The sequence below is a fragment of the Paenibacillus plantiphilus genome, assembly GCF_927798095.1.
Taxonomy (GTDB): domain Bacteria; phylum Bacillota; class Bacilli; order Paenibacillales; family Paenibacillaceae; genus Paenibacillus_Z; species Paenibacillus_Z plantiphilus.
This window is the reverse complement of record NZ_CAKMMF010000015.1, coordinates 104,226-125,722: the sequence shown is the minus strand read 5'-3', so window position 1 is coordinate 125,722 and position 21,497 is coordinate 104,226. Positions and strand designations below refer to the sequence as shown.

The window sequence follows — 21,497 nt, the reverse complement described above, 5'->3', positions numbered from 1 at the left end:
ATATGGCGACTGGCAATACGTCGTATAGATTAAAATGCTCATCTACAGTAAATCTAAGAAGAAAATAGGTCAATGCACCAAATCCGATAACTCTAACAAAAATCCATCGGTCCACCACCAATACCCCTTTCTTAACATATTCCATAATTTAAATATATGAGTAAGTATATAACAAATTTAGATGCTCGGCTGATAAAAAACAACAGAGAGGAGCAAGGGGAATGATTCTGGAGAAGCGTCAGCGCTCGCCCAAGAATTCCGGGAACAACAGCGATCGTAAGAACATTCCTCGACGCATTCCCAGCGCATTCCCCAGCACAGTTGCCCGATGTTCCTTTCAATTACTTTGAAGCTCATGGAATCTACTTGTTTGTACTAGGATATTGCCACGCGCCATTCTCTCTACCATCTCATACCATATGGAATGGAAGAGTAGAGCAGGGGGTGGAAGTGTATTATGCCGGTATTGGACACAGGGCTGCTTATCAATGGGGGGCCTTCACGAACGGTCAAACTTTCAATAACCGCTATGAATACTGGAAGGCAGCGGGCCCTCATCGGCATACAAGTGTATACGGTGAATGCCGGAGAAGGTGCAGGCTACAGCAGTGTTGCGATTACCAGCAGCTATCTGATCCATTTGCAGCCTATGGGACAGTCGGAATCCGTATTTACGGGTAAATATTCTGTTGCTGCTCTCGATGTGTACGGTGTGCGAGTCGTGACGAATGGCTTAGGTGCAGGCGATGTTGTTGTAACGATGGCGGAGCTTAATGACAACGATGCGATTGCCAGGCAGCGCACACTTCCAGCCATGCCTGCCAGATTGGAGGAGCTTCTGCTCGCTTATGCCGTCAATCATACGCAGCATACGATAACGGTCATCCAGACTTCGACGAATACGAGAGTTGCTACTATTAAGCTCCCGCTTGGAAGCAGTCCCCGTCTTCTTGATGCTTCACCCGATGGCACTAAAATATATGTCACTTGCCACGGAGACCAAACGGTCAGAATTATCGATACGACAAACCATACTGTGGATGCAATAATCGTCTTCCCATCCTCAACCATTCCTTTTGCAATTAAAACGTTGCCATTATCGAATAAAGCTTATGTGACGACTTTGGTGGAAGATTCCATCACGATTATAGATACAAGCTCACAATCTATCATCCGCACAATCCCGCTTCCCCATAATAGCGATCCTTCCTCGCTTGCAGTAGCTCCTGATGGTTTGCTGGCCTATTGCTGCTGTATGAATGCAGGAGCTGTCATCGTATTGGATACATCAACGGATTCGATCATCGCCACCATCCATTTGCCTAAGGGGAGCAAGCCCTCCTGCCTGGCAATTACACCTGACGGCCAGTTCCTCTATGTCGGGGATAATCATCACAACAAGGTATATGTTATTACAGCAAAAACCTGCAGAATATGCGCATCGATCAAGCTGGACAGCGGCAGTGACCCGCAAAATATCGTCATCACACCAGACGGAGCACTCGCGTATATGGCGAATCGGGGCAGTGATGAAATCATGGTTCTTAATCTCTCCCGCAATGAGATTCTGACGACGATTGATCTGCCTGAGGGCAGTAATGCCACCGATCTTGCTGTTACAGCAGACGGGTCGAAGGTATATGTAACGATGCTCACATTTGGTTATATTGCTGTTATCGATGTGCAGAGCCAGCTGCCGATTGCGATCCTTCCTACAGGAAGCTTTCCCTCCAGCATTGCAATAACTCCGATTTTGCTGCATTGATGATCCGCTTTGTCCATTACTGATGCAACCTTAATAAGGCTCGCTTCGTTTACATGGAAGGATGCAGCAAATTGGGGCGAAGGAGTTATTTTATGAAAAAATGGATTGTAGTAACGTTTGTAGCTTTGGCTGCAGCAGGCTGCGGCACCTCCGGGAATGAAGAGAAGGATACGAATCAAGCGGATCAATTGAATATCATCGAATATAAGGACAGATCTGTAGAACCTGAGCCAGCTTCTGAGCTGCTCCGTGAGCCTGAGGAGCCCTCCAATAAAACGATAAAATCAGCTGCTACTGCGAAGGAGGCTATAACGATTCTGGAGGAAGCTCTGTCATTGCTCTCTCCGGAGCAAGCTGACGCAGCAATCATAGAGCTGGAGGAGTTTTACCGCGAGGATCTATCTAAGGTTAAAGATTTATTTTTGCGGGATGATCATCAAGCGGCGTTGGAGCATATGGAAGAGCCGATTACGGAGGCTGATGTGGACGGGCTTGCTGACCCAGAATCAAAACAGCTGGCGGTTGATGCCATCGCAGGCAAGTATCGATTGATAAATGGTGAGGCTGTTGTCCCAATCGTCAATTATCGTGCACTCGCAGCAGCGTATTCGAAGCATCTAAGCCCTGCGATGGGCGCTTATCTGGACATTATGGCTGCAGAATCGGACGACCCGGCAATCGCTGATGCAAGCATCTCCGTCCCCTGGGAGGAACTGGCTGACAGGGCGATGAACATAGAGGCTTACCTTGTAGAATACCCCAAGTCTCCGCGCTATGATTACTTAAAGCTGCAGTTAGGAAGATACCTGTGGCGTTTCTTCAATGGCTCCAGCAATACCGAGATTTTCCAATCTGGTCGAATGCTAAGACCGGAGCTGGATGCGGCCTATAGTAAAGTCGCTGGGTCTCATTCTGATACACTGACAGGCGCATTAACAATCGAGCATCGTGCATTATTGGAACGAATGGCTGAGGCATTCAAGGAAGTGAAGGATGAGAAGGACGATCCCTATTATAGGGAAAAAGGCAAGTTTCTAGAATCGATTGAAGCACGTATTCAGTCTCAATTCGATGGAGCCTGACAAGCGGCGGCAGCAGGGCAAAGAGCAGTTGCGCAGCCGATATTTTGCAGCGATCTAACAAATTTTCAAGAAAGATGGAAGCTGCCCCGAGCAATCGACGGCAGCTTCGCTTTTTTTTGCTTAAAATTTGTAAAACAAGCTGACACACAGGAGGGTTTTGTGAAATTCTGTTGAAGATAAAGGGGTAACCAAAGTTACAGGTCCGTGCAGCATAGCTGATACGCATCATAAAATGCGAGGAGGAAAATGAATGAACAGGGACGCTGTTGCGCCCAGCAATGACAAACAACATACGACAGAAGAGCCTCGCACTGCAGAGGAATATTGGCTGGATAAATTACGCGACTTGCCCCCAGCGCCTACGCTTCAGGGTGATGCAGTGAAGCAGGAGGACAGCTTAACCGAGGGAAGTTATCCATTCCTGATTCCGCAGGAGCTGTCGCAGGAGCTATGGCAGCGCTGCAAAGGAAATGACCAGCTCATCTATGTCTTTATGGCAGCCGTGCTGCAAACGCTTATCTATAAGACCACTGCACAGAAGGATTGCATGATCGGCATGCCGATTCATTCTGCTTACGCGGAGGACGCTCAATATAATTCTTTTGTATTGCTACGAACGCTAATCGGTGATCATATGACGCTGCGGGAGATGCTTCAAACCGTTAAGCAAAATATTTCCGAAGCATACAGTTTTCAATATTATCCGATTGAAGGCATACTGGACAGGCTCGGCATGGCAGATGAGCCGATATTCAGAATAGTGTGTTCCTATGATCCCATTCATCGTCGTGATCCAGACCCAAGGGAGCTCCCGCATAATGATATCGTATTCCATATGCTTGCACTTCAAGAGGCTGGACAAGCCGCAGAGGTGAACATTCGCTACAATAGAGCTCGCTTTCATCCATCCACACTGAGAACATTCGCTTCGGCATTTGTACGCTTGCTGCAACAGTTCATACAGCTGCCTGGCAATAGAATGGACGAGCTGGAGTTAATCTCAGATGACGAGAAAGCAACGATTATCGGAACGTTCAATGGGACGGACGCGCCATTCGACTCTCATTTAACAGCATCGCAATTATTCGAGCTCACAGTCAGAGAGCACCCGAATCGCACCGCGCTGGTATGCGGATCAACTCGTCTCACGTACTCGGAATTGAACAACAGTGCGAACCGTTTAGCCCGGATTCTTATACAGCAAGGCGTGGGCCCTGAAGTTATTGTTGCCCTTATTGCGGATCGGTCGCCGGAGCGTGTCATCGCCATGCTGGCTATTCTGAAGGCTGGGGGAGCATTTCTGCCGATCGACCCAACCTATCCATCCGAGCGGATTGCGTTCATGCTGCGGGACAGCGGGACAGCGCTCATGCTGGCAGAGGAGGAGTATACATCCTACGCACCGGATGGTCTGCCTATTCTTTGTTTGCATGAAATGAAGGATGTGGGAGAGGACATCACGGGGAATCCGCCAGCTTCTGCACAACCTGGGAACCTGGCCTATATGATCTATACATCCGGCTCAACCGGCGTTCCCAAGGGAGTTATGCTGGAGCATAGCGGTCTGGCAACACTCAAGGAGACTTTCATTCAAGAGCTTCATGTTGCTCCGGAGGATGCTGTCGCACAGTTCGCAAGTCCTTCCTTCGATGCCTCTGTCTGGGAGATGTTCATGGCGCTGTTCACTGGCGCGCAGCTGCACTTGCTGTCTGAGGAAGTTGTTAACAGCTTTGAATTGTTCGCCAGCTATATGAGAGACAACAGGATTACGGCAGTGACGCTGCCGCCGAATTATTTGGCGCATTTGGACCCTGAGCAAATCGATTCGCTGCGATTGATAATCACTGCCGGATCAGCGGTTTCCTCCGATCTCGTGCGCCGGTGGAGTGCCACAGCAACGTTCGTCAACGCTTACGGGCCAACGGAATCAACAATTTGCGCGACCATGTGGAGCAGCAAGGATGCAAGAGGCAGTCTGGAGCAAGGGAGGGAATTCATAAACGGCACGGTCCCGATCGGGAAGCCGATTCTGAACAATCGGATCTATATTCTTAATCACGAGCATCGCATGATGCCAATCGGATTAGCTGGAGAATTGTATATTTCCAGCCCAGGCATTGCCCGAGGGTACAGAAATCGCGAGGAATTGAGCAGGGAGAAGTTCGTAGACGATCCATATCGCTCAGGCAGCCGCATGTATGGAACCGGTGATATGGCGCGCTGGCTTGCTGATGGCAATATCGAATATTTGGGCCGGTTGGATGATCAATTGAAAATTAGAGGCTATCGGATTGAGCTGGGTGAAATCGAGAATCGTCTGTCTGCCTATCCCCATCTGACGCAAGGGGTTGTCATTGCAAGGGAGGAGGAGGGCGGTGCTGTATTATACGCGTATTTCGTCTCCCCAGGCGATGTAACCGCTGCAGAGCTGCGTGCGTTCATGGGCGAGGAATTGCCTGATTATATGATTCCATCCTATTTCATCAGACTGGAGCAGCTGCCGCTGACACCCAATGGCAAAGTCGACCGCAAAGCGCTGCCGATGCACAGTCCATTCGCGGAGACAAATTCGTTGAAGGGCAGCGCAGAGGCTCCCGCAACGGAAATCGAGAGAGAGCTGCTGGCAATTTGGCAAAAAATTCTCAAGCGAAACGATATCGGTATACGGGATCATTTCTTTGAGATCGGCGGTCATTCCTTGAAAGCGATGGCGATGATATCGGAGGTTTATTCGGTTTTTGGCCGTCAGATTACAGTGAATCAGCTGATGGAAGATGCTACGGTACAGGGACTGGCTCTCAAGATAGAGCAGGCAGAAGAAGTGGAGCGGCTTCAAATTGAGCCTGCACCGAAAAGCGAGTACTACCCGCTAGCTGCTGCTCAGACAAGAATGTTTGTAATGGGCGGGAATGAAAGCGTTGGAATCGCTTATAATATTCCTGTTTTCCTGGAAATCCACGGTGTTATTGATTCTGCTAGATTGGAAGGAGCGGCAATTGCTCTTATACAGAGACATGAGTCGCTGCGGACGTCGTTCCAGTGGCAGGCTGGGGAACCGGTTCAAATTGTTCATGATCAGGTGCCGTTTGAGCTTCCGGTGAGCCATTTGAAGGAGCAGGATGTACACGCGCGGCTTGCTTCATTCCTCCAGCCCTTTGAGCTTGAGCAAGCGCCATTATTCAGAATGGAGCTGCTCTGCATCTCTTCTGATCATGCCATCCTGCTGGTGGACATGCATCATATTATTTCTGACGGGGTCTCGGTGGCGAATCTGCTGCGCGACTATATGGATTTGTATGAGGGCAAAGCGTTAGCCCCGTTAGTGCTGCAATATAAGGATTATGCTGTATGGCAGCAGCAGCAGATGGAAGCTGGAATGATGGTCCAGCATGAAAGCTATTGGAAATCCGTGTTTGCAGATGCTGCGCCAGAGGTTGCGCTTCCACTGGATTATGCAAGACCGCAGCAGATGTCCTTCGAGGGTGAACGGTTAAGTGCCAGGCTGGACCATTCTCAGCGTGAGCAGCTAATGCAATTAGCGGGCCGGACGGGGACAACTTTATTTATGATGCTGCTTGCGAGCTACAGTATAACGCTATCCAAGCTTGCTGTTCAGGGAGATATCGTTGTAGGTTCGCCTGTCGCGGGAAGGCCAATGGGTGAATTGGCCGGCATCGTCGGCATGTTCGTCAATATGCTTCCGCTCCGCAGCGCGCCTGTGTCGACGAAAACCTTCTTGACCTATCTGGAGGAAGTGAAAGGTACGGTATTGGATGCATTCGAGCATCAGCAATATCCATTCGATGAAATGGTGCGCTCGTTGAAAATCAGAAGAGAGCCCGGAAGAAACCCGCTTTTCAACGTCTCCTTCGCGCTGCAAAATATGGATGTGCCGCAGTTCGATCTGCAGGACATATCTGTTCGCAACTACGGCGATACGGTGTCAGCCGCCAAGTTCGACCTGACGCTATGGGCGACTGAGGATGATGAAGGAATTCATCTGGAGCTGGAATACGCTCGCTGTTTATTTGCAAGAGAAACGGTGCAATCCTTCATGAACGCCTTGATTCAAGTCATTGGCAAGGTTGTGGAGCAGCCGGATTCCTTATTAGGACAAATCGACATTGTAGATGAACAGATGAAAAGCAAGCTTCTGGACTCCATAGCACAAACGGAGCATGCGCTCGATATTGAATTTGAATTATAAAGACAAAGAATAGAGAATAGGGAGGCATGGCAGTGATGGAAAAAGGTTTGCTGAGCTTGGAAACGTTCGAGACAGCAAAGAGCTACTGGATGGAGCGATTGCAGGGGGAATGGGAAGAGAATCGCTTCTATCCCCGCTACACGACAGCTCCAAGCTATGAGGAGAAATGCGTAGAAATCTCATTGCCCGTTCATGTATCTGAACGTTTCATGACAATGGGCAAAGGGAAGGATTTATCGATCTATGTGCTGCTTTTGACAGGCTTCAATCTGTTTCTGTCCAAGCTGTTGAACAAGGAGGAGATCACTGTCTCCTCTCCCTTGTTCAATAACGGTGCTGGAGGCGATGATCGTACGGCCATTGGCAATACGTTCGTACTGTTCCGCAATCGGCTGGGGGAGGAGACATCATACAAGCAGCTGCTGTCATTCGTCCAGCAGACAGTGGTTGAGGGTTATAAGAATCAGCATTATCCGTTTGCCAAATTAGCAGAGGAATTGAACATTGAGCATAGCAGGCTGTTCGGGCATTTTATGTTCGCGATGGACACCATACATGCCAGAGATGATTATGAGATGCTGAAGAAGGAATATGGACCGGATTGCTCCTTTCTCATCGTAAGATCAGAAGAGCATATTGGGATCAAATGTCATTATAACGGAAATCGGCTGGAGTCCCATGTTATTCATCAGCTGCTATCGTGCTTCGCAACCGTTCTGGAGCAAGCGGCAGAGGATGTAACGGTTAGCAGAGCTGGAATGCGATTGTTCAATAAGGAGCAAGCGAATGCTTGGATGAATGAACTGAACGAAACCGTAGGTCCTTATCGCAGACATGATCTGATCCATAGCCGCTTCGAGGAGCAGGCGCGGCTGCTTCCAGACGGAATCGCCGTCATAAGCGGATCGGCCGAGCTGACGTATCGGCAATTGAATGATGAGGCTAACCGTCTGGCAGCACTGCTTCAGGAACGCGGAATTGGGGAAGGCCGTGATGTTGCGGTCATTATGGATCGCACACCGGATATGGTTATTGCTGTTCTCGCCGTTCTGAAGGCGGGAGGCGCATACGTCCCGTTGGAGCCTGGGACACCCAAAGCTAGAATTGAGAAGATTTTGAAAGATCTTGAAGTGAGCGCGTTGATAACGAAGCATCGTATTGCTGTAGGCTTTCAGGAGCTGCTGTGGAAGGTGTCCTCCTTGAATGACATCATCTATATGGATGCCGAGCATGAGAATCCGCTGCCGGAATCGATAAATTCAGCTGAAGTTGAAGCGTTATGGGACCATGTGGCTCAATCAGCGTCGGATGATGCTTCTGTCGGCGGCTTCCGAAGCAGCTACACAGGAGAGCCCTTCTCTGAGGAGGAGGTTAGCCAATATGTAGACCATGTTATTGCGCTCGTCAAGCCATATGTGAGCAAGTCCTCCAAAGTGCTGGAAATTGGCTGCGGTCCGGGTCATATTATATCCCGGCTTGCGCCAGATATCGATAAGGGGCTCGGCATGGACCCCTCGTCGGAAATGATCAAGCACAACAGCAATCGTTATGCGCTTCAAGGTCTGGACAATGTGGAGTGGGTGAAGGGCTACGCTCACGAAACGGCTGATTTGCAGGCGGTCAGCTATGATGCCATCGTAATGGCAAGTACGGTGCAGTTTTTCCCCGGCTACTTCTATTTGGTGAATGTCCTTCAAGATGCCTTGCGATTATTGAAGCCAGGCGGCGCGCTGGTCATTGCGGATATTATGGATATTGGGCAGAAGGATGCATTTATACAGTCTATTGAGCAATTTAGACAATCGAACCCTGTCGGCATGCGGACGAAGTCGAATTTTGACGGAGAGCTGTATTGCGATGCACGCATGTTCGAGCATTTGAACAGACGAATGGAGGGAATTGACGAAGTTGAGATTGTACGGCGCGATAGCAGCTTTACGAACGAGCTGCAATATCGCTTCGATGTCGTCCTTCGCAAGGCCCGGACGGAGAGAGCAGTGAAGAAGAATGAAGCTGCAGTGCCAGTCCCGGGTCTGCATCAGAAGAGCGAAGCTGCAGCCCCAGTCTCGGGTCCGCTTCATTACTGGACGCTCCATCATATCGCTGCCCGCAGCTCAGACAATGTTCCTTCCCGAACAGATGCCACTACAAAGGCCTATACAATATTCACATCGGGATCAACAGGCGTGCCTAAAGGTGTTGTCGTGACACACCGTCCTGTCATTAATTTGATGGAATGGGTGAATGGAACGTTTGGAATTGGCGCTAGTGACCGGCTGCTGTTCCTGACCTCGCTATGCTTTGATCTCTCTGTCTATGATATATTCGGCATTCTGTCTGCTGGCGGAACGATTCGGATCGCTGCAGAGGATGAGGTGCGCAACCCGGAACGGCTGCTGACCATTGTCGCTGATGAGGGCATAACGTTCTGGGATTCAGCTCCTGCAGCTCTGCAGCAGCTGGCAATGCTTATGGACCAAGGGCTTGTCGATTGCTCCCGAAGCGCATTGAGGCTTGTATTCCTTAGCGGGGACTGGATTCCGCTTACGCTGCCGGAACAATTGAAAGCGCAATTCCCGTCTGTGAAAGTAGTTGGTCTGGGCGGTGCAACAGAGGCGGCAATATGGTCCAACTTCTTCAAAGTCGAAGGGATCGATCCCGAATGGACAAGCATTCCGTATGGCCGGCCCATTGCCAACGCGCGATATTATATTTTGAATGAGGCGTTGGAGCCTTGTCCTTATCATGTGAGCGGAGACCTGTATATCGGCGGAGAATGTTTGGCCAGCGGCTACACAGACCCTGTCATTACCAAGGAGCGGTTCATTCCTGATCCATTCGGATTGGAGCCTGCTGCAGTCATGTATAAGACAGGTGACCTGGCAAGATGGATGGCTGATGGCAATATGGAATTTATGGGCAGATCTGATCATCAGGTCAAAATTCGCGGCTATCGTGTGGAGCTCGGAGAAATCCAGGCGCAATTGATGAAGCATCCAAGCGTCAAAGTAGCGGTCGTGATCGACCGCATGCGTGATGATGGGGAGAAGACGCTGTGCGCATATATTGTTGCTGAATCCCATAGCACGATCCGTGAATGGCGGGACTATCTCTCTCAGACTCTCCCAGCCTATATGATTCCGAGCCACTATGTTCATCTGGATGAACTGCCGGTTACATCGAACGGCAAGCTGGACCGCAAGGCGCTTCCCGCTCCAGGCGAGTCCGTAGTGACTGATTCGGAATATGCAGCGCCTAGAAATGAAATAGAAGAAATTGTTTGTTCAGTATGGCAGCGCATTCTGAAGGTAGACAGAGTAGGGATTAAGGATCATTTCTTCGAGCTGGGCGGAAGCTCAATGCAGATTATAAATGTGAATACCAGCTTGTCCCATCGCGGAGTGAAAGTGTCTGTGCAGGATTTGTTCGCTTACTTGACTATCGAGGAGCTGTCTCCGCATCTGTCGTTCAATGACACGATGGCTGCTGGCGACGAGGAGGAATTCGGCGAAATTCCGATTCACCCGAATTTGGCCTACAGTCTGTCATTTCCGAACAATCCGTTCAAATACCGTTGGGGTGAAAGACGTGTCTTCCAATTCCCGATACAGCTGAAGCATGATTGGATTCGCAATGCAGCGAGTTTGATGGTTGAACGGCATGATGCGTTGCGGATTCAGGTTGTTGAGTCAGAGCGAGGCTGGATCCAGCGCATTGCTCCTTATAACGGCAATATTCCCTTTGATTGGTTTGATGTGGCGGATCTAGCTGAAGACGAGCAGTATGATTTCAAGCTCCAGAAGCTTAGACAAATGGAAGAAGAAATGAATTTGGAGTACGGTCCGTTGTTCGGTCTGCGCTTGTTCGATTACGGCGAAGGAAAACCAAGCGAGCTGATGTATTTCCTTCATCATTATTGTATGGACAAAATGTCTATGAATGTTCTGTTAGCCGAGATGATGCTGTGCATACAGTCCCAGATGGAAGGAAGGGAGATCGTTCTTCCGCCCCGAACATCCACTTATGCCTCTTTCGCTAAGGCGATGCAGCGTTATGCGGAGAGTGAAGCATGTACCAGCAAGCTTGATTATTGGCTGGAGCTGACGAAGCTGGACCATCGGATACCGCTCGATAATCCGAACGGGGAATGTATTAGCTGGTCATTCAAGCAGCATTGGTCCAGTTACCCGCTCAAAGGGAAAATCGACACCTTGAAGAAAGCGCTAAAGGTTGACGGGATACAGTTGAACGATATTATGCTGACTGCTTTCCTCATCTCATACAGCCGCTGGTCGGGCAAAGAGCATTTGATAATGAATATATTCGATACAGGACGTTTCCAGTATTCTCCCGAGCTTGATCTTTCCAATACGATGGGCTGGATGAACAGCATGTTCCCGGTTAAGTATGAATTCCAGTCTGAAAAAAGCTTGTTCGATGTTCTGGTGAATGTACAGCAGCAGAACCGGGAAATTCCTAAGGATAATAGCTACGGTCTATTGCGTTATTGTCATTCATCTGCAGAGATTCGCCAGAAGATGGCGCAGATTCCTGATGCGCAGGTCAACTTTAATTTCAAGGGAAACCAGAGTATTGAAGAAGCTGATCAGTTGAACGGGATACAAGGGGTCGGGCTTCCAGATGTGGAATCAAACGGGGATATGATCCGATCCAACCTGATTATCTTCAACTGCGGAGTAGAGAATGATGAGCTAATCATCGATTGGGACTATAGCAGTGAGCTTCATGATACAGCTACGATCGAGAGCTGGAATCAGAACTTTATTCTGGAGCTGGAGCTGCTTGCGCTGGAACTCCAGAAGAGGTATGAAGACATAGAAGAATAGGGTAAGCTATACCGTCACATATTGTTGGCAATTGGTGTGATTGAAATCACAGGTGCTCGCCGCCGGTTTGTCTATACTTAGCTCATACGAACTCTAACAAAGCGAGGCGATCCCCGATATGCTTAAAGATCAAACGATTCAAATCATCAAATCAACTGTGCCCGTCCTGGAAGTTCACGGTACAGCGATCACAACAAGATTCTATGAGCGGCTGTTCACGTATCATCCCGAATTGCTGCATATCTTCAACCATGCGAATCAAAAGCAAGGCAGGCAGCAGACAGCTCTGGCCAATGCGGTATACGCAGCGGCATTGCATATCGATAAGCTGGAGAACATCCTTCCCGCTGTGAAGCAGATCGCTCATAAGCACCGCAGTCTAGGTATTAAAGCGGAGCATTATCCGATTGTAGGCCAGAATTTGCTTGCTGCGATCAAGGAGGTTCTCGGTGATGCGGCAACGGATGAGATCATACAGGCATGGACTGAAGCTTATGGCGTCATTGCAGATGCTTTCATTCAGGTTGAAGCAGATATGTATCAGCAAGCAGAGGAACAGCCAGGTGGATGGGCCGATTACAGGGCGTTTCGCGTAGAGAGAAAGGTTCAGGAGAGCGAGGTCATTACATCGTTCTATCTGGTTCCCAAGGATGGCAGGGCTGTAGCGAGCTTTGAACCGGGGCAATATGTCAGTCTGAAGGTGAATATACCTGGAGATGAGTATACGCATATTCGGCAATACAGCTTGTCAGATGCGCCGGGCAAAAGCTGTTACCGCATATCGGTTAAACGCGAGGATGCTCTGGAAGGTCGTCCTGCAGGCAAGGTTTCTGTCTATTTGCACAATCATATAGAAGAAGGCGGAGAGCTGCTGCTATCTGCGCCTGCGGGAGATTTCACGCTGGATCAGACCGACAGCAGGCCAGCTGTTCTTCTAAGCGGCGGGGTTGGACTGACGCCAATGATCAGTATGCTGAACACAATCGTGGATAAGCAACCGCAGCGGGAAGTGATCTTCATCCATGCTGCGCGCAATGGCTCCGTCCATGCGATGCGTGAGCATGTTGAGCAAACTGCTGCCAAGCATCCACAGCTCAAGGTCTACTGGTGCTATGAGCAGCCGACCGACAACGATGCAGCTTCGGGTACGGCTCACCATACCGGTTTTATCGATCAGCAATGGTTGAAAGGTGTACTGCCAACGGTTGATGCCGGCTTCTATTACTGCGGGCCTACGCCATTTATGAAGGCAGTCCATCGCGCTCTTCTGGGCTGCGGCGTTCAAGAGGCGGATATTCATTATGAGTTTTTTGGTCCCAAGCAAAGCCTGGAATAGCGATTGGCGCGCTTCTTACGATGCGATTGGCAAGAAGTTGTGAATAGACTGATTACTCCACAAGAACAGACGAGGCTTGAGCCCGCAGCAGACGATTGACTGTTTCACGCCGGAGGCCAATGAATTGACCGATTTCATCCTGCGTTAGAACATCTGTCAGCGCAGCAGGGGCGATATAGGTTTTGAACCAGCTCTGGAGCTTGCGCAGCTTCTCCGCTGGCGTTACTTGCGTAAGCTGGTCTATTCGCTGCTGCATCATCCGCAATTTGTCCTGCAGCTGCAGCGCTATCGCATGTGATTTATCAGGATTCCCTTCCAGCTCCCGATACCACTCGGCAGCGGATAACACTTGAATTTCACAGGTTACAAGCGCGATTGCCGTACCGTAATAAGGCTTGGGACTTATTAGCGAATGATGCGGAATGGTTTCATTCGGGACGATAATATTGACAAGAACAGCGTTGCCATCCTCATGGTTGCGGACGATCTTCAGCAGACCGCTTGCCAGATGATAGAGCGGACCCGATTCCCCTTGCCGAAATAATGTTTCACCTTTATGCAGTATCATCTAATCCTCACTTCAGCCAAATAGCGATAGCCGGATCATGAAGGCATATCGCTGTTTGGCATTTCATATTCGTTGGAATAATTGTAATCCCATTATAGCAGGAATAGCAACAGCCTGTAGCTGAACGCGACAAAGAAGGTGTATGATTAGCGTATTAATAGTTAGCTTACTGCTATTGTAAAGGATGGTTTCATGAACAGAGTTGGACTCGTAATGCGAAAGATTCAATTTGCCGAAGCGCAGGGGCCGAGAATATATGCGGAGCGTCTGCAAGCAATCGGGCGGGAGCTCGGTATTGATATTGTGTTCATTTCCCCCGAAAGACATGTGAGCGAGTATGATCAGGCGCCTGGCTACGAATATGAGAAGGGTGATATCGTTAACTACGATATCGTACTCGACAAGCTTGAGAAGGCGGGGATCAAGCATGTCATTTATACTGTATCCGGCTTCTCATTCCTCCGCATGTTCTTCGACAAATGTGTGCTTTTTCCGCACTCTTACCCCAATCCATACTTGACCGGACATGAAATGATGAAGCCGTTCTATGATATTGTGGACAAGGCAATCGTGCATACCGAATATTTGAAGAAGAGCTTTCGCGAGGATTATGGGGTAACCGATGTGGATGTGATCCCGATTGGGTTCGAGGAGGAGATCGCGAAGCGGTCCTTCGATCCAACTGCAATCGTGGAGAATCGGGTGCTGTGGGTCGGAAGGGACGAGCCTAATCGAAGGCCTGAGATGCCGATTGAATATGCGCGGAACAATCCTCACGCTGAGGTGCATATGGTTTTTGGCGGGCTGCGGTATAAGGAGAGCATGAAGAAGTATAACTTGCCGGGCAATGTGAAGCTGCATTTTGCGTTGTCTCGGCCACAAATTTTCGAATTGATGAATTCAGCTAAAGTATATTGGAGCAGCTCGGTGTTTGACACCTTCGCCATGCCTTTATCAGAAGCGATGGCAATGGGCAAAATCATTATCAGACCAGACCATCCCTGCTATTCGCATATCTCATCACGGCATACGTTTGCCGGCAATGAGGACAATTGGTTCGAGCTTGTCAACATGGCTTTGGCTGCGCCAACCCGATATTCAAACGAGAACAAGGAATACGCCTTTCAGCATTTCTCTTCCCGTGTGATGAAGGAAGGCTATCGCGCATTTTTTGATAAATGGCTGTAGCACGGAAAAACCCGCTTACAGCACAACTAATCCTCGCAAAATCAGCTGTAGCACGGAAAAACCCGCTTAACGCTCTGCGACAGCCTAGCATGGCGGGTTCTAAGCAGCTATAAAGCGGAAAAACCTGCTTACAGCGCAACTAATCCTCGCAAAATCAGCTGTAGCACGGAAAAACCCGCTTACAGCTCTGCGACAGCCTAGCTTGGCGGGCTCAAAGCAGCAATAAAGCGGAAAAACCTGCTTACAGCCCAACTAATCCTCGCAAAATCAGCTGTAGCACGGAAAAACCCGCTTACAGTTCTGCGACAGCCTAGCATGGCGGGTTCTAAGCAGCTATAAAGCGGAAAAACCTGCTTACAGCGCAACTAATCCTCGCAAAATCAGCTGTAGCACGGAAAAACCCACTTACAGCTCTGCGACAGCCTGGCTTGGCGACGCTATTCTGATAAAACCCTACTGATTCCAGCTATCATCATCCCCCCTTATAGATTCAACTCACAGCAAGGAGCGCATATATTTCAACAGCTTGGTAAAAAATAGGTCCATCATCCTGCGAGGAGCGACGAGGAAATGAGACTGCTAATGAGACTGCTTTGGAAGTGGTCCCAAACGAATTCGAAGAGCAACAGTCGCCCACAGGAGGAACAGCAGTCACAGCAGCAATTGCAATCACAGCAGCAATTGCAGTCACAAGACAAGCTGACGGATAACTATGTTTCGAATATAGCCAGGCTTCAAACGATATATAAACAATGCTCGGATGTTGTTTTTCGTCCCTTTCAGATCGGGGATACAACGACGGCATCTATTATTTACATCAATGGACTCGCCAATCAGGAAACACTCGGTGAGCTTGTGCTTGCGCCCCTAATGCAGGGGAAGTGGACCATGGACGAGGGATTGAGCAGTCTTATTGAAAACGCTTTGCCGGTATCGCAAGTGAAGCTGCTCCAAACATTAGGAGATTGCGTGGAGCAGTTGTCCAATGGCAATACTGTTCTGATTATTGAAGGCCAACGGCAAGGCATCTCAATTGCTATTGCGAAGTCTGATAAAAGAGCAATCGAAGAGCCCCAGGCCGAATCCGTCATTCGGGGTCCACGCGAAGGTTTTACTGAAACGTTAACGGTTAATTTATCGCTCGTTCGCCGGAAAATCCGCAGCCCTCTCTTAAAGTCAGAGGCGCTCACAGTAGGCAGATATACAGGTACAGAAGTTGCAATTACTTATATAGAAGGGCTCGCATTAAAAGATCTGGTTAAGGATGTCATTTCCAGAATCAAACGTATAGACATCGATGGCATTCTGGAAACTTCCTATATCGAGGAAATGATCGGGGACAAGTCGCTTTCGCCATTTCCGCAATCGCTCGTAACGGAACGGCCAGATGTTGTTGCGGCGAATTTGCTGGAGGGAAGAATTGCGATATTCGTTAACGGGACTCCGTTTGTTCTAATCGTTCCGATTAATTTCTTTTCGCTACTGCAATCACCTGAGGATTATTATGACCGCTTTATTTTCAGTACCGTTACTCGCTGGCTGCGTTATGTATTTCTGTTTATATCCATGGTTCTGCCTTCGTTATATGTGGCGATACTTTCATACCATCAGGAAATGATTCCGGGCTCCTTATTTTTCAGTATAGCTGCTTCTAGAGAGAGCGTGCCCTTCCCTGCGGTGGTGGAGGCTTTCATTATGGAGATTGCATTCGAAGCGCTGCGCGAAGCTGGCGTCAGATTGCCGAAGCAGGTTGGCTCCGCCGTAAGTATCGTGGGGGCGCTTGTTATCGGACAGGCTGCGGTCGCTGCCGGTATTGTCTCATCGCCAATGGTAATGGTTGTTGCAATTACAGGAATTGCTTCTTTCATGGTTCCGCATTATGCGATCGGTTTCTCTCTTCGAATCATCCGATTTCCTATTATGCTGCTGGCTGGAGTCATCGGCTTGCTCGGCGTCATCATGGGAATTCTTGCGGTATTGATTCATTTGTGCACCCTGCGATCCTTTGGTGTCCCCTATATGTCACCCGTAGCAACGGTCGAGCAGAAGGACCTCAAGGATATATTAGTCCGGGCTCCCTGGTGGAAGATGAATACACGGCCGTCCCTAACGATCAACAACAATATCCATAGACAGCCATCGAAACCCGATGTATACGATAAACAAGATGATCAATGAAATTGAAGGTGAAGCCTTGTGATTGAAAAAGGTAAGGTTGGCGCTGTCCAATTGTGTATGATCATGTATCCGACTATAATCGCTACCGCTATTTTATCGCTCCCGGCGATGGCCGCTGAGAAAGCTGGACGCGATATGTGGTTAACGCCTGTATGGGCAATGCTGGCAGGAGCTGCAGGTCTGTTGATTGCCATCCAATTGAACAAAATGTATCCCAAAGAAACGATTATCGAATATTGCGATCGGATTCTCGGACGGGTATTCGGCAAGCTTGTAGGCTTCCTCTATCTGTTTTTCTATATCCATATTTCAAGCATTATTTTGAAGGAATATGGGAATTTCATTATTGGGAATTTTTACTTCAAAACGCCGATGCTTGTAATTGTGTCCAGCTTTGCGTTGTTGTGCATCTTCACTGCACGCGGAGGCGTTGAAGTTGTCGCCAGGACAGCCTCGCTCGTTACACCCATCGCATTCATTGTGCTTGTAGCTGTACTCGTCCTGATTATTCCAGATCTTCAACCGACCAATATGCTGCCGATTTTCGAGCATGGCATATTGCCGTCTATGAAAGGCTCGTTTACGGTTCAGGCCTGGTACAGCGAGTTTTTCATCCTCTCCTTCTTGCTCCCCTATATGCACAAGCGCGAAGAAGGCATGAAGGCCGGAGCCTTCACATTGGTGGCTGTGATGCTGACTCTTGTATTCGTAAATCTAGTCTCGCTCATGCTCATGGGCGTGGATACGAAATATTACAACTATCCGCTGATCGGCGTAGCTAGAACGATAAGTGTCGCTGGATTCTTCCAGCACTTGGAGTCATTAATAATGGTTTTATGGGTAGCAGGCACATTCGTTAAGCTGTCCATGTTTCTTTATGCATGTACGATTGGAACCTCACAATGGATCGGGCTGTCTCAATATCGCATCATGGCGCTCCCTGTCGGTTTCCTTGTCGTACTCCTTAGCGTGTGGGGGCAGCCGCGCCTGCAAGAACTGGACCATCTATTTGAAACAGTGATTCCTTATTATTTATTGATGATGCAAATTGCCGTTCCTTTACTTCTGCTTCTAATCGGGTTAATGAGGAGGCCATCGAAATGATCAGCAAGCCCGAGGCAGTCGTGCGAGGATGGGGGGTCATTCTGATGGTTACAGTCTCGGCCTGTCTGCTCTCCGGCTGCTGGGATCGCGTTGAGGTGAATGATTTGGCGACCATTACGGCAGCCGGGATCGATCAATATTCGGATAATCTGATTGAGGTTTCACTCCAAATCTACACTCCGCCTCGGGCCGGGAGCAGCACCGATATGTCGGGAAGCGAGGAGAAGAACAGTCAGAATCAGTCCACAGTCATCTCGGCAACCGGTGTGAATATCGCAGATGCAGTTTCCAAAATTCAAGAGAAAGTACCACGTCTGCTGTTCTGGGGCCAGGTGGAGGTTTTTGTATTAGGGCATGAGATCGTAAAGCGAAATATTGCCGGTCATCTGGATTATATACTGCGCGTTCCGCAAATACGAGGCAGTGCGCTCATCTTTGCGAGCCGAACGAAAGCGAAGGAAATACTGGCATTGACACCACAGCTGCGAAGCAATTCAGCGGATATGCTGGAGGAGAGCAATAATTTAAAGCTTAATCTTACGATGTCGGTTGGAAAATTGAATATTATGCTCGAAGGCGGGAATGGCACAGGCATACTGCCAAGTGTTGATATTATGCCGCCGCCTGAAGGACAGCCCAGCAATAGAAGATATCCTGCAATTGTCGGGTGTGCAGTTCTGAAGCAGGAGAAGCTGGCCGGATTTATCGATGAGAAGACGATGCGTGGCGTCATGTGGTTTCGCAATCAAATTGATAAGGTAACCGTAACAATAGCGGCAGGAAGCGCAAAGGCGCCGATCTCAGTACTGTTGAATCGGGGAAAGTCCAAGCTAAAGCCGCGAATTAGCAATGGTGTGTGGGAGGTTCTGGTTGAAGTGGATACAAGAGAAATTCTTATTCAGAACACCTCGCGGATTGATATTTCCCGTTTAAAGGGTACTCAAATTGTAGAGGAGAAGGTGAAGCAGGATATTGAAAAAATAATGAATAAAACGTTATCCATAATGCAAAGGAAAATGAATGCCGACGTACTGGGCTTCGGTGAGGCCTTTCATCGCAAGTATCCAAAATTGTGGGAAAAAGAAAAGGGGAACTGGGACGAAATCTTTCCTCAGGTGAAGGTGAAGTATGAGATTAAGACGGTCATTATTAATCCAGGCAAACGGGAGTCGCCGACGACTAGTCGCAAAAACGGCGAAGGAGGATAATAATGACCGTTGTCTATCTCGTTAGCATCACAATCGTTGCAATGTTGATACTGCTGATGGAATGGGGATCCATTCCCCAGAACTCACTTAAAGAAAGAGCAGCCTATCTGGCTATGACCGGTGGAGGCTGGCTGCTTGCAGTCATTCTAATACTAGCGCCTGACCTCAGCAGCCCCTCGGAATGGATTGCAATCATATTCAAGCCGTTCACACGGTTATTCGGATAACGCTGGCACTTGGCTGGACTGGCTGGCTGCATCTCTGATCTGTTTCCAATCTGTCAAATGATTCTCAAGGCACAGGATCAGTCCGTCAAGCTCTTTCAGCAGGCTTGCCCTGTCATTCTCGCTAATGGCTTCCAGAGAGTGAAGCACATCCGATTGAAGGGGATGATGAATCGGCATTGAAGAGAGCATCCGCTTCAGCTTGCTCTTGATAAGCGGCTCCTTCACAGCGGCAGCCTGCTCCTGAGCAGCGATGTCCGCGCTTTGCGATATAGCGGCTCCTTCGGCAGCAGCAGCTTTAGCCGCTTTGGCCGCTTCAGCCGCTTTGGCCGCCTCAGCCGCCTCAGCAGCACGTTTGGCTCTTTCCTTCCTGTTATGCTCATAAACAGACCAGGTTTCGAGCAGATCACGGCCGGACTTGTACAGCAGCTTGTCTTTCGTGCCCGTTGATAGGTCTGAGTCCATGAATAGCTTGGCGATCTTCTTGACATCTGATACTGGCAGCTCGTCCTTGGCGATAATTAGCGCCAGCGGATCACGGTGCTCGATCTGCAGATTTCGGAGCGGCAGCAATTGCTCCTCTGTCAGCTTGTCCCGGCGAATCTCCGTGCCGCTAACAATGAGCTTCTTCACCGCGCTGCCGAACTTCAGCAGCTCGCATTTATTTTTGATATAGGACTCGGGCTTGCCGAGCTTGCTGGAGAGAAATTTGGTAGAGCTGCTGAATTTGGTATCGGTCATAAGCTTGTGAAATGCTTCTGCTTCTTCAATCGGGGAGAAGCCTTCCCTCGTTAAATTCTCTGCAATCTGCTCCAGATAAATTTCAAGATCGTCCGTAACAGTAGATACGATGCAGGGGATTGACTTGCGATCCAGCGTTTTGCATGCTTTATAGCGTCGATTGCCATAGATGATTTTATAGCGTCCATTATCCGTTGCTCTTACTTTAATAGGTGATAACAGGCCGAGCTCCTCGATGCTGTTCATCAGCTCTTGCAGTGCTTCTTCATCGAACTGATATCTGGGCTGATCGGTATCTTCATCAATTAAATGTGTTGGAATTTCAATAATATCCATCTGATTGCTCCAATCTTGGCGTTCGGCTGATGATCCATGCCTGCCGTGCGGGATATACATATTATATAATAGCGATTGTTTGGAGGGAATGTTTTTCACCGAGAAGGGGAATGGATGGCGTATGGCGAATTATTCGTAAATGAGCCTATCCCTACAAAGGAGATGGATACGATGCGTTTGTTGGTCGAGCAAGCGGCGGCGAATTGGTACAGGAGCGAGATGTCGTTGAAGGAAGGGGATCATCTGAGAATTTTTGTGCGATTAGGCGGCTGCGGCAGTGTCCAGCCAGGATTCTCACTGGGTGTAATGAGAGATGTTCCACGCAATCCGGCTCTTAATCATGTTTCTGAAGGCATCGTTTTTTTTATGGAAGAGGATAATTTATGGTATCTGGACAACAAGAAGCTGCGAATAGCTTGGGATGAACAGCAGGAAGAGATTGTGATGGAGGTAAGCTAGGAGCACTGCAGTAGGAGCTTTACATTTCATCGGACACCCTTTATAATTATAGGTAATTGTATATGCGTGAATCGGAGGAGCCTGTCACCAACAGGCTCCTTTTGTCTTTTTTCGGATTCTCGCATCACATCACGCAAGGCCAAATGAATAAAACAGGTTTTTATGGAGGAGTCTGTCACCACGGGATTGCTGTGTCTAATCGCAGCATTACGTGACGACATGACTCCTTCGTTGTGTAGAAGGACATCCTATTC

13 protein-coding genes are annotated in these 21,497 nt (G+C 48.9%); 11 read left to right on the top strand and 2 right to left on the bottom strand.

Translation table 11 applies throughout. The annotated features are described in order from the left end of the window. Positions 1-457 precede the first annotated feature (457 nt). From L6H65_RS14585 to hmpA, 5 genes are all read left to right on the top strand, one after another. Entirely contained in the window at positions 458-1,765 is a 1,308-nt protein-coding gene (locus L6H65_RS14585; protein WP_236343334.1) for a beta-propeller fold lactonase family protein, read from the top strand. Between the two features lie 92 nt (positions 1,766-1,857). Then, on the top strand, positions 1,858-2,847 hold the full coding sequence (locus tag L6H65_RS14580) for a hypothetical protein (protein ID WP_236343333.1): 990 nt from the start codon (positions 1,858-1,860) through the stop codon (positions 2,845-2,847). Between the two features lie 250 nt (positions 2,848-3,097). Beyond that, the gene (locus L6H65_RS14575; RefSeq protein ID WP_236343332.1) at positions 3,098-7,054 is read left to right on the top strand and encodes a non-ribosomal peptide synthetase; all 3,957 of its coding nucleotides are present in this window, start codon (positions 3,098-3,100) and stop codon (positions 7,052-7,054) included. 35 nt (positions 7,055-7,089) lie between these two features. After that, complete coding sequence (locus tag L6H65_RS14570) at positions 7,090-11,901, top strand: non-ribosomal peptide synthetase (protein ID WP_236343331.1); 4,812 nt, start codon at positions 7,090-7,092, stop codon at positions 11,899-11,901. Positions 11,902-12,019: 118 nt separating this feature from the next. Further along, a complete protein-coding gene (gene hmpA, locus L6H65_RS14565) occupies positions 12,020-13,237 on the top strand; it encodes an NO-inducible flavohemoprotein (RefSeq protein ID WP_236343330.1) in 1,218 nt (405 codons plus the stop codon). Between the two features lie 52 nt (positions 13,238-13,289). On the opposite strand, the gene L6H65_RS14560 is transcribed toward hmpA, so the two are convergent. Then, complete coding sequence (locus L6H65_RS14560; RefSeq protein ID WP_236343329.1) at positions 13,290-13,805, bottom strand: Crp/Fnr family transcriptional regulator; 516 nt, start codon at positions 13,803-13,805, stop codon at positions 13,290-13,292. A gap of 192 nt (positions 13,806-13,997) precedes the next feature. Between L6H65_RS14560 and L6H65_RS14555 the strand changes: the two genes are divergently transcribed. From L6H65_RS14555 to L6H65_RS14535, 5 genes are all read left to right on the top strand, one after another. Continuing rightward, positions 13,998-14,993 carry a glycosyltransferase gene (locus tag L6H65_RS14555; RefSeq protein WP_236343328.1) on the top strand — a complete coding sequence of 332 codons (996 nt, stop codon included), beginning with the start codon at positions 13,998-14,000 and terminating at the stop codon, positions 14,991-14,993. A 570-nt stretch (positions 14,994-15,563) separates the two neighbouring features. Continuing rightward, positions 15,564-17,171 (top strand): spore germination protein, encoded by a 1,608-nt coding sequence (locus L6H65_RS14550; protein ID WP_236343327.1) that lies wholly within the window; start codon positions 15,564-15,566, stop codon positions 17,169-17,171. 18 nt (positions 17,172-17,189) lie between these two features. After that, positions 17,190-18,275: a GerAB/ArcD/ProY family transporter gene (locus tag L6H65_RS14545; RefSeq protein WP_236343326.1), complete on the top strand. Its 1,086-nt coding sequence runs from the start codon at positions 17,190-17,192 to the stop codon at positions 18,273-18,275. Further along, positions 18,272-19,483 carry a Ger(x)C family spore germination protein gene (locus L6H65_RS14540; RefSeq protein WP_236343325.1) on the top strand — a complete coding sequence of 404 codons (1,212 nt, stop codon included), beginning with the start codon at positions 18,272-18,274 and terminating at the stop codon, positions 19,481-19,483. Before L6H65_RS14545 ends, L6H65_RS14540 begins: the two co-directional genes overlap by 4 nt. Before the next feature lie 2 nt (positions 19,484-19,485). Next, the gene (locus L6H65_RS14535; protein WP_236343324.1) at positions 19,486-19,710 is read left to right on the top strand and encodes a hypothetical protein; all 225 of its coding nucleotides are present in this window, start codon (positions 19,486-19,488) and stop codon (positions 19,708-19,710) included. Here the strand turns inward: L6H65_RS14535 and L6H65_RS14530 are convergent. After that, positions 19,699-20,784 carry a ParB/RepB/Spo0J family partition protein gene (locus L6H65_RS14530; RefSeq protein WP_236343323.1) on the bottom strand — a complete coding sequence of 362 codons (1,086 nt, stop codon included), beginning with the start codon at positions 20,782-20,784 and terminating at the stop codon, positions 19,699-19,701. The genes L6H65_RS14535 and L6H65_RS14530 overlap by 12 nt on opposite strands. Positions 20,785-20,955: 171 nt before the next feature. Here L6H65_RS14530 and L6H65_RS14525 point away from each other — a divergent pair, with 171 nt between their 5' ends. Next, positions 20,956-21,243: a HesB/YadR/YfhF family protein gene (locus L6H65_RS14525; protein WP_236343322.1), complete on the top strand. Its 288-nt coding sequence runs from the start codon at positions 20,956-20,958 to the stop codon at positions 21,241-21,243. Positions 21,244-21,497 lie beyond the last annotated feature (254 nt).